Origin of the sequence: Streptomyces chilikensis (assembly GCF_001642695.1) — a bacterium.
Lineage (GTDB): Bacteria > Actinomycetota > Actinomycetes > Streptomycetales > Streptomycetaceae > Streptomyces > Streptomyces chilikensis.
The window spans coordinates 1,672,310-1,682,340 of the sequence record NZ_LWCC02000005.1; the positions used below are offsets into that span (position 1 = coordinate 1,672,310).

Here is a 10,031-nt window from a genome sequence, read left to right on the forward strand (position 1 = left end):
CGGGCCGCCGGATCCCCGCCGGACGTCAGGACGGCACGAGGACGCCCTCGCGCAGGGTCACCAGGCGGGGGGCCCGCCGGGCCAGGTGGGAGTCGTGGGTGACCATGACGAAGGTCAGTCCGTGCTCCTCGCACCGCGTTTCCAGCACGTCCATGATCTCGTCCCGCGTGGCCTCGTCCAGGTTGCCCGTGGGCTCGTCCGCCAGCAGCACCCTGGGCTGCTTGACCAGGGCGCGCGCGATGGCCACCCGCTGCTGCTGGCCGCCGGACAGCTCGCCCGGCACGTGGCCGAGCCGCTCCCCCAGCCCCACCGAGGCCAGCGCCTCGGCGGCCCGCTCGCGCCGCTCCCTCGGCTTCACGCCCAGCGGGACCAGGGCCGTCTCGACGTTCTCCTGCGCGGTGAGGGTCGGGATGAGGTTGAAGCTCTGGAAGACGAAGCCGATCTTCTCGCCGCGGATCCCGGTCAGGCGGGCCTCGGACAGCCCGGCGAGGTCCACGCCGTCGAGCAGCACGCTGCCGGAGGTGGGCCGGTCGAGGCCGCCGAGCATCTGGAGGAGGGTCGACTTGCCCCCGCCCGTGGGGCCCTGGACGACCAGGCGGTCGCCGTCGGCGATGGTGAGGTCGACTCCGGCCAGCGCGTCGACGACGTCCTTGCCGCGGGTGTGGCGGCGGGTGACGCCGGTGAGTTCGTACATGGTGTGTTGCTCCTGCTGAGAGGGGAGGAGGGAGGGCGGCCGGTCAGGCGACCCGGGCGAGGGCGTCGGCGGGACGGAGCCGCGAGGCGCGCCACCCTCCGAAGGCTCCGGCGACCAGACCGCCCGCGACGGCCAGGCCGACCGCCAGGGCGATCACGGAGAGGCTCACCGGCGCGGTGAGGGCCACGTCGAGCGACCGGGAGGCCGCCTGGCGCATCCCGCCGCCCATGACGCCGGCGGGGCCGGCGCCCATGACGCCGCCGGGGCCGCCGCTCGCGCCGGAACCGCCGGCGCCGCCCAGCTGCGCGGAGAGCGACGGCCCGAACGCGGTGATCGCCCACGCTCCGGCGGCCCCCAGCGCGATGCCCAGCGCGCCGCCCAGCAGACCGGTCACCACCGCCTCGCCGACCACCTGGCCGGTGACCCGGCGCGAACGCCAGCCCAGCGCCTTGAGGGTGCCGAACTCGCGGACCCGGCGGGAGACGGCGGACGAGGTCAGCAGGCCGGCCACCAGGAACGCCGCCGTCAGGACCACCACGGAGAGCCAGCGGCCGACCGTGACGGCCAGCCCGGAGGCGGTGGACAGGGACCCGGAGACGGTGTCGGCGAGGTCCTCGGAGGTAGTCACGGTGGCGTCCGGCACCGCCTCGAGCACCGCCGACCTCACCGCGTCGAGCTGCTGCGCGTCGTCCGCCTGGACGTAGACGGTGGTGATCTCGCCCTTGGCGCCGGCGAGGGCCTGGGCCTGGGCGAGCGGCAGGTAGACGTCGGCGGCGGCGTCCCCGCTGGACGCCGTGGCCAGGCCCACGATCTCGAACCCGGTTCCGCCGACGGTGACCGTGTCGCCGGTCCCCAGCTCCTGCTCCTTGGCGTAGGCGCTGTCCACCACGGCCACCTTCGCCGAGGTCTCGGTCTCCTCGAAGCCGCGCCCGTCGGTGATCTCGGAGGAGGTCAGCGGGCCCAGCGCGGGCCGGGTGACGTCCGTGCCGTGGACGGAGAAGCCGTCGACGGAGAAGTCGGCGCCGCCTCCGCGCACCTCGCCGGCGGCGCCGCCGCCCGGGCGGCCCCCGCCCTCGGGCTGCTGGAACCGGCCCGGCGTGAACTCGCCGTCCACCGTGACCACCTCGAGGCTGAGACCGCCGGCCGCGGCGGCCACGCCGTCCGCCTCGCCGACCTCGGTGACGGTGGCGGCGTCGAGCGTCTGGAAGCCCTGCACCATCACGCGGTCGCTGCTCTGCTTCTCGCCGTCCTCGCCCTCCCCGCCGTCCTCGCCCCCCTGGGCGTCGAACCGGAAGCGCGGCCGGCGGTCGTCCTCCTCGCCCTCGGCGGACGGCTCGGGCGCCTTGGTCACGGTCATGTCCGTGCCGAGGCCGTAGAGCGACTCCAGCACCCGGGCCTGGGCCCTGCCCATGCCCGAGGAGACGGCGTCGACGACGATGACGAGGGCGATGCCGAGCGCCAGACCGGAGGCGACGACCAGCGCCGCCCTCCTCCGGCGGCGCAGTTCGCGGCGCAAGTAGGTGAAGAACATGCGCGGCACGCTAGGCCGGTGCGCCGGTAAACCCCGGTGCGTCGTGTGGGAGAAACCGGAGAGGCGTCCGAGGACGTGCGGTCACACGTCCCCGGGCGCCTCTCCCGCCGCCCGAGGGCGGCGGTTCGCGCTCCCGGCGTTCAGGGGCCCCGGACCGGTCAGACGGCCGAGCCGGCCACCCACTGGTCCCACGGCATGTTCCAGCCGTTGAAGCCGTTGTCGGGGGCGACCGTCCTGTCGCCGGTGTTCTTGACGACCACGACGTCGCCGATCATCGAGTTCTCGAAGAACCACGCGCCGGGCATGTTCGGGTCGTTCGCGCCCTTGACGTCCTCCAGGCCCACGCAGCCGTGGCTGGTGTTGACGTTGCCGAAGACGCCCTTGCCCCAGTAGTTGCCGTGGATGAAGGTGCCGGAGGTGGTCAGCCGCATGGCGTGCGGCACATCCTTGATGTCGTACTCGCCCTTGCCGTCGTCGTCCGTGAAGCCGACCGTCGCGCCGTTCATCCGGGTCTCCTTGAACTTCTCGGAGATCACCATCTGGCCCTCGTACGTCTTGTTCTCGGGGGCGCCGGCGGAGATGGGGATGGTGCGGACGGTCTCGCCGTTGCGCGTGACCGTCATCTGCTTGGTCTTGGCGTCGACGACGGAGACCTGGTTGCGGCCGATGGTGAAGGTGACGGTCTTCTGCTGCACGCCGTAGACGCCGGGCGCGCCCTCGACGCCGTCCAGCGCGAGCTTCATGGTGACCGTCGACCCCTCCTTCCAGTAGTCCTGGGGCCGGCAGTCCATGCGGACCGTGCTGAACCAGTGGCAGGCGACCTCCTGGCCACTGCTCACGGAGACGTCGATGCCCTCCTGCACGGCCTTCTTGTCGGCGATCTCCTTGTCGAACTTGATCGACACGGGCATGCCGACACCGACGGTGGAGCCGTCCTCCGGGGTGAAGTTGCCTATGAAGCTGTTGGACGGCGAGACCGTGGTGAAGGTGGCGTTCTCGTGGGAGGCGCGGCCCTTGGAGTCCTCGGCCGTCACCGAGACCTTGTAGGTCGTGGCCCGCTCGAGCTGGACCGCCGGCTTCCAGCTGGTCCTGTCGGCGGACATCTCGCCCTCGACCTTCTGGCCGTCCTTGGTCTCCACCTCGACCTCGGTGAGCGTGCCCTTCTTGACCGCCACGTGGCCCGCGTTGTTGATCGACGCGTTGTCCGTGCCGTCCTTGGGCGTGATGGAGATCTCGGCGACCGAGGTCTTCTCCGCGGCCGCCTCGTCGACCTCGGCCTGTGCGTCCGGATCCTTCGGCTTCTCGTCACCGCCGCTGCATCCGGACAGAACCATCACGCCGCCCAGCAGCGCGGACGCGACAGCCAGCCCCCTGCGCCGCCGCCGCTCACCGACCGTCTTCACACGCTTCTCCATCGTCACTGGTCACCCGACCCCTTGGGGGACGCCTGCATCACGACCCGGCGGACATTCCCCGTCAGCATTGTTCAACGCCCGGACGGGTCACTCCGGTTCCGTCTCGCGGTGAATTGTGCAATCCGCCACGCCGCGGACCACCCGGGGGGGTCCCCCGCTCGCGCGAAGCCGGGGGCCCGGGAGGTCCGCGACGGACCGGAAGACATCGTTCCGCAGTCCTCGCCTTCCCCGCCAGGGGTCAGCCGATGCCGACGCGTGCCGGCCGGCCGCCGGCCGCGTCCGCGGCCCTGTCCTCCGCCTCGGCACCGTCCTCGTCGAGGCGGTCGCCGAAGTCGTCGTCGAAGTCGTCGAAAGCGTCCGGGAAGGCGTCGGTGGATGCCGTGCCGTCGTGCTCGGCATCATCGCCGCAAGGGTCCGCGCGAAGCGAATCGGACGCACCCCCGACGTGCTCCGCGCTCCACGAGGTCTGGGCCAGTTCGATTCCGGGCAACCCGCTGACCAGGTCGAACGGATCCACCAGGTAGGCCAGCGCCTCCGCCGTGTCATGCGTCACCACGGCCTCGACGCGGCCCCGTTCGCCGTCCGGGAGGGCGCCATCCTCGAAAACGCGGGCCCGGGCGGCGGCCTTCAGGGCGCCGGGGTCGTCGACCTCCACGATCATCTGGACGTCGATCCGGACAAACCGTCTGTTCTGGGGTGAATTCATGAGGGGGAGCGTACGGCGGCGGGCGCCCTCGGGTTTCCCGCGACCCGCGCCTTTCACTAGCATCGGTCCACACGGTCAATTCGCCAGCGCCACAAGGGGATCGATATCCGTGTCCACCACGCGCCGCTCACTGCTGACCGCCGCCGCCGCGGGCGCCCTCCTGGGGGCCCTGTCCTTCGTCCCGTCCGCGAACGCGACGGTGACCTCGGAACGCCCGGAGACGGGGGCGGTCCACGCCGTCCCCGTCTCCGTCGCCGCGGCGGCCGGCCGCGCCCCGTCCACGGCGGGGTCGCCGGAGTCCTCCGGCATGCGGACGGTGTCCGGCCCCGCCGGCACCACCTCGCCCGGCCTCACGGACGGAACCACGGTCCGGACCACGGCCGGTGACACCGAACTGGCCGACACCGGCGCCTTCGACACGACGCCGTACGTCCTGGGCGGAACGGCCTTCCTCGGCATGGGGGCCGCGTTCCTGGCGTACTCGGTGCGGCGCGAGCGGATGGGGCTGTAGGCGGCCGGGGGACCGCCCGTCCGCCCGGATCCCCGCCCTCCGGGTCCGGAACCCCCGCCGCCCGCGCCGGGCCCGGGTCCCCTTGACCGTGGCGCGACGATGCGCCCATAGTCCGACACATGATCACATCTTCACGGGCGCGGCTGGGCGCCCTCACCCTCACCGGTGTGCTCTCCCTGGCCCTGGTCGCGGGCTGCAGCGGCGGATCCGACGGGAAGCAGGACGCCGGCGAGCCGTCCGGTGCCGCCTCCGCCGCCGCGGGCGGCGGCGCCGTCCCGGGCGGGGCGCTCTCGGAGAAGGAGCTCGCCGGGCTGATCGTCGGGGCGGGTGACGTGAAGGGCTTCGAGGTCTCCGAGCCCGGCGAGGGCGATCTCTTCGGCGGCTCCTTCGAGGACGTGGAGGTCGAGGGCGGCGAGGGCTGCGAGGCGCTGGCCGAGGTCGTCAGCGGCTCCGCGGCCGGCGACGCGAAGGCCCACGTCTCCCGCCAGGCGACGCAGGAGCGGGCCGAGGGGGCGGGCGAGGTCCCCTCGCTCGAGGACGCGATGCGGCTGGACGTCACGATGGTCACGCTCGCCACGTACGAGGGGGACGGCGCGCGGCGGGCCGTGAGGAGCGTGGCGGACGCGGTGGAGTCCTGCACCGACGGGTTCACGGTGACGCTGCCGGGCCAGGACCCGGCCCTCTACGACGAGGTCGCCGCGGAGGAGGGCGTGGCCGCCGAGGGGGCCGACGAGACGGTCGCCTTCGCGCTGACCGGCGCGCCGGTCAAGGAGGGCGGCCCCGCCTCCTCCGTCCACGGGCAGGCGGTGCGGCACGGCGACAACGTGGTCACCTACCTGACCGTGAACCTCGGTGACATGAGCGACGGGAAGCGCTACGAGGTGTCCGCCCCGGTGGTCGCCGCGCAGGCGCGGAAGCTGGGCTGAGGTTCCGCCCCGGGGCGGGCCCGCCGGCCCGCCGGGCGGGCCGCCCCGGCGGGTCCCGGACCGGGGCGGGCGGTGCTACCTCAGGGGCCCCGTGACGGACCGCGCCGCGCGGACGGCGCCGCCCGTGCGGACGAACGCCTCGGCTGCCGCGAGGTCCGGGGCGAGGTAGCGGTCGGGGCCGGGGCCCGCGACGTCCGCGTCGCGCGCGGCCCGGACGACCGCCCAGGTCGCCGGGGCCGGGGCCAGCCCGGTCGCGTCGCGGCGGAGTTCGAGGGCGCGGGACGCGGCGACGAGCTCGACGGCGACGACCCGCGCGAGGCCGTCCACGGCCTGCCGCAGCTTGCGCGCCGCCGACCACCCCATGGAGACGTGGTCCTCCTGCATCGCGGAGGAGGGGATGGAGTCCACCGACGCCGGCACCGCGAGCCGCTTCAGCTCGCCGACCAGCGCCGCCTGCGTGTACTGGGCGATCATCAGCCCGGAGTCGACCCCGGGGTCGTCGGCGAGGAACGCCGGCAGCCCGTGCGAGCGGGCCTTGTCCAGCAGCCGGTCCGTGCGCCGTTCGGCGATGGAGGCCAGGTCCGCCGCGGCGATCGCGAGGAAGTCGAGGACGTAGGCCACCGGCGCGCCGTGGAAGTTGCCGTTGGACTCGACGCGCCCGTCCGGCAGCACGACCGGGTTGTCCACGGCCGCCGCCAGCTCGCGCCCGGCGACCAGCTCGGCGTGGGTGAGCGTGTCCCGCCCCGCCCCCGCCACCTGCGGGGCGCACCGCACCGAGTACGCGTCCTGCACCCGCGGCTCGTCGCCCTGGTGCTGCCCGGTCATCTCCGAGCCGTGGAGCACGGCCAGCATGTTGGCGGCGGAGTCCGCCTGCCCGGGGTGCGGCCGGATGGCGTGCAGCTCGGGCGCCAGCACCCGTTCGCTGCCCAGCAGCGCCTCCAGCGTCATCGCGGCGGTGATGTCCGCGGACGTGTACAGCAGGCGCAGGTCGGCCAGGGCCATCAGCAGCATGCCGAGCATCCCGTCGGTGCCGTTGAGCAGCGCCAGGCCCTCCTTCTCCTTGAGCTCGACGGGGTGCAGGCCGTGCGCCGCCAGCAGCTCGCGGACCGGGCGGAGCACGCCGTCGGGGCCCTCGGCCTCGCCCTCGCCCATCAGGGCGAGCGCACAGTGCGACAGCGGGGCCAGGTCGCCGGAGCAGCCCAGCGAGCCGTACTCGTGGACCACCGGGGTGATGCCGGCGTTCAGCAGGCCGGCCATGGCCCGCGCGACCTCGGGGCGGACGCCGGTGCGCCCGGAGCAGACCGTCTTCAGCCGCAGGAACATCAGCGCGCGGACCACCTCGCGCTCGACCCGCGGGCCCATCCCTGCGGCGTGCGAGCGGACGATGTTCCGCTGGAGCCTGGTCCGCAGGTCCGGGCCGATGTGCCGGGTCGCCAGCGCGCCGAAGCCGGTGCTCACGCCGTAGACCGGGTCCGGCTTGGCGGCGAGGGCGTCGACGACCTCACGGGACGCGGCGAGCGCGCGCACCGCCTCCTCGGCCAGCTCGACCCGTGCGCCGTGCCGCGCCACGGCGAGCACCTGCTCCGGCGTGAGGCCGGAGCTTCCCACCACCACGGTTTCCATCGACCCAGTGTGCATATCCATATTCAGGAGCCTAGGGGTTGAATTCGCCGCTGTCATCGGTGGGCCGGGCCACACCGGGCGGAGCCGTGCCGCGGCCGTCGCCGCGGCCCGGAGGCGGGACCTCGCGGCCCCGCAGCGCCCGCCGCTCGCCGCCGCCCTCCGGCGGGGGCGCGTCGGCCAGGCGCAGGACCGGGTCCTGGGGCCCTTCCACACCGGCCACCACCGGCCCGGTGGTCCGGCCCGCCTTGGCGCGGTACTGGGCGGCGTCGGCCAGCCGGAACAGCCGCCGGGCCGAGGTCACCGGGCCGACCGGCCCCTCCGTGGTGGCGATGCCGCAGGCGACGCCCTCGCCCAGCTCGAGCTCCCGGGCGCGCCGGCAGAGCTCCTCGGCGGCGGCGACCACCTCCTCGGTGGAGGGCCCCACGGCGATCAGGCAGAACTCGTCCCCGCCGAGCCGCGCGGCCAGCGTGTCCGGCAGCATCGCCCCGCAGAGCGAGAGCACCGAGCCGAACCGTTCCAGGAGGCGGTCGCCGACGGCGTGGCCGTGGGTGTCGTTGACCTGTTTGAGCCCGTTGAGGTCGCAGACCACCAGGCTGACCACGACGCCCTCGGTCCGGTGGCGTTCGACGGCCTCGTCCAGCCGGGCGTCGACGGCGCGGCGGTTGGCGAGACCGGTCAGCGCGTCGGTGAACGCCAGGCGCTCGGCCTCCTCCAGTCGCTTCATCTGGGCCAGCCCGGCCGCGACGACCGCCGCCAGCACGGTGGCGAAGTCGGCGTCGGAACGGTCGAAGACCGGGGCGCCCAGCGGCCGGGCCACGTACAGCTCGCCCCAGGCGCGGCCGTGCAGGACGATCGGCGCGATCACGCAGCAGCCGCGGCCCCGGCGGCGCAGCGCGGCGACCCGCTGGTGGCAGTACCCGGCCCGGTCACGGCCGGTTCCGCCGGCCGGGCCGCCGTCGGCGGTCTCCACCCAGGCGTCCGGCTCGCCGCCGTTGGCCCAGAGCTCGTGGAGGAACTCGGTGATCTCCGGGAACTGGTGCACCGGGTACGACTCGGACTCCGGGAACTCCTCCTCGCCGGGGGCGCGCTCGCCCGCGTTGACCAGGACCCGGAGCCGGCCCATCTCCCGCTCCCACACCGACAGCGCGGCGAAGCTGCCGCCGAGCGCGTGACTCGCGCCCAGGGCGGCGGCCCGCCAGGACTCCCGGGGGGTCCTGGCGGCGGCCATGCCCTGGGCCAGCGTGACGACCGCGCGCAGGCGGCTCTCCTCTGCCATGCGTTCAGGCTAGGTACGTTTTGCCCGGAACGTGACGTCGGAGGGGCGGAGGCGGTCACCCGGCGTGACGCGTCCCCGGCCCGGGCGGGGTCACGCCCAGAGTTCGGTCACGCCGACGTCCAGCTTGCCCAGCAGGCGCCGCAGCAGCGGGAGGCTGAGTCCGATGACGTTGCCGTGGTCGCCCTCGATGCCCTCGACGAACGGCGCGGAGCGACCGTCCAGGGTGAACGCGCCGGCCACGTGCAGCGGCTCGCCGGTGGCGACGTAGGCGGCGATCTCCTCGTCCGTGGGCTCGCCGAAGCGGACCACGGTGGAGGCCGTCCCGGAGGCGTACCGCCCGGTGGTGGTGTCGTACACGCAGTGGCCGGTCTGGAGGACGCCCGCGCGCCCCCGCATCGCCTTCCAGCGGGCCGTCGCCTCGGCGGCGTCGGCCGGCTTGCCGAGCGGCTCGCCGTCGAGGTCGAGCACCGAGTCGCAGCCGACGACCAGCGCCCCGGACGCCTCCGGCCGGGCGGCGACGACCGAGGCCTTGGCCTCGGCCAGCGCCAGGGCCAGCTCGGCGGGGGTGGGGGCGGTCACGGCGTCCTCGTCGACCCCGCTGACGATCACCTCGGGGGCGAACCCGGCCTGCCGGAGCAGTCCGAGCCGGGCGGGGGACTGGGAGGCCAGGACGAGCCGGCGCGAGGGGCGGCCGTCCCGGCCGGCGGGCTGGTCGTTGAGCTGATCGGTCATGGGGGCAGCGTATCCATGCCGAGGAGCGCCATCGCGACGACCATGGCGAGCGCCATCAGCACGCCGAGCCGCCGGAGCATGACCTGCGTCCTGCGCAGTTCCTCGGGCGGCTCGGCATCGGGATCGGGGTCGGACCAGAGCACAGCTCCGAGGATGCGCGCCCCGGCAGCCCCGCCGCCTGAGTACGCGTACTCAGGCGGCCCCGCCCCCGGTGTCACCCCGCTCACACGGGTCGGCGGATCACCCGGCCGGGCGGTCCGCGCAGCCGTCGGATCCCACGAACCGGCAGGTCGCGCCGCCTCCGGGGACACCGGACCGCCCGGACGTCCCGGCCGGCGGGCCACCGGCGCCGACGGGTCTCCGGCGGACGGGCCGTTCGAGCGACCGGGGCGCCCGGTCCGGAGGACCACCCGGACGGGCGGACCACCCGGACGCCGGGGCGCCGCCTCGGCCGGGAGGCCGCCGGAGCCGGGCGGCACGCGGCGGCGAGGTCACGCGGGGAGGCGCCGGGCAGCGGGGTCACCGGGGTGCCGGGCGGGCGGGGAGGTCACCGGGCCACCCGGCCGGTGGGCCGCCCGCACCGGCGGGTCACACCGGCCAGTACGTGCGGCCCCACG

The 10,031-nt window shown here is 74.8% G+C and carries 10 protein-coding genes; 2 read left to right on the plus strand and 8 right to left on the minus strand.

All coding sequences use genetic code 11. From position 1 onward, the window contains the following. Positions 1 to 25: 25 nt before the first annotated feature. The 4 genes from A2U95_RS07435 to A2U95_RS07450 form a co-directional block, all read right to left on the minus strand. On the minus strand, positions 26 to 694 hold the full coding sequence (locus tag A2U95_RS07435; protein WP_166021411.1) for an ABC transporter ATP-binding protein: 669 nt from the start codon (positions 692 to 694) through the stop codon (positions 26 to 28). A 43-nt stretch (positions 695 to 737) separates the two neighbouring features. Next, complete coding sequence (locus A2U95_RS07440; protein ID WP_166021412.1) at positions 738 to 2,225, minus strand: ABC transporter permease; 1,488 nt, start codon at positions 2,223 to 2,225, stop codon at positions 738 to 740. A 158-nt stretch (positions 2,226 to 2,383) separates the two neighbouring features. After that, entirely contained in the window at positions 2,384 to 3,640 is a 1,257-nt protein-coding gene (locus A2U95_RS07445) for a L,D-transpeptidase (protein ID WP_166021413.1), read from the minus strand. Positions 3,641 to 3,878: 238 nt separating this feature from the next. After that, positions 3,879 to 4,295 carry a hypothetical protein gene (locus A2U95_RS07450; RefSeq protein WP_166021414.1) on the minus strand — a complete coding sequence of 139 codons (417 nt, stop codon included), beginning with the start codon at positions 4,293 to 4,295 and terminating at the stop codon, positions 3,879 to 3,881. A gap of 160 nt (positions 4,296 to 4,455) precedes the next feature. Between A2U95_RS07450 and A2U95_RS07455 the strand changes: the two genes are divergently transcribed. Both A2U95_RS07455 and A2U95_RS07460 read left to right on the plus strand, forming a co-directional pair. Further along, complete coding sequence (locus A2U95_RS07455) at positions 4,456 to 4,857, plus strand: cell wall protein (protein ID WP_206282834.1); 402 nt, start codon at positions 4,456 to 4,458, stop codon at positions 4,855 to 4,857. Positions 4,858 to 4,976: 119 nt separating this feature from the next. After that, positions 4,977 to 5,783, plus strand: a complete 807-nt coding sequence (locus A2U95_RS07460) for a hypothetical protein (protein WP_166021415.1) — start codon at positions 4,977 to 4,979, stop codon at positions 5,781 to 5,783. Between the two features lie 75 nt (positions 5,784 to 5,858). Here A2U95_RS07460 and hutH read toward each other — a convergent pair whose 3' ends face one another. The 4 genes from hutH to mmpB form a co-directional block, all read right to left on the minus strand. Then, positions 5,859 to 7,406: a histidine ammonia-lyase gene (hutH, locus tag A2U95_RS07465; protein ID WP_166024908.1), complete on the minus strand. Its 1,548-nt coding sequence runs from the start codon at positions 7,404 to 7,406 to the stop codon at positions 5,859 to 5,861. Positions 7,407 to 7,437: 31 nt separating this feature from the next. After that, positions 7,438 to 8,682, minus strand: coding sequence for a GGDEF domain-containing protein (locus A2U95_RS07470; protein ID WP_166021416.1), 1,245 nt, complete (start codon positions 8,680 to 8,682; stop codon positions 7,438 to 7,440). Between the two features lie 90 nt (positions 8,683 to 8,772). Next, positions 8,773 to 9,414: a nucleoside triphosphate pyrophosphatase gene (locus tag A2U95_RS07475; RefSeq protein ID WP_166021417.1), complete on the minus strand. Its 642-nt coding sequence runs from the start codon at positions 9,412 to 9,414 to the stop codon at positions 8,773 to 8,775. Further along, on the minus strand, positions 9,411 to 9,557 hold the full coding sequence (mmpB, locus tag A2U95_RS07480) for a morphogenic membrane protein MmpB (protein WP_166021418.1): 147 nt from the start codon (positions 9,555 to 9,557) through the stop codon (positions 9,411 to 9,413). Before mmpB ends, A2U95_RS07475 begins: the two co-directional genes overlap by 4 nt. Positions 9,558 to 10,031 lie beyond the last annotated feature (474 nt).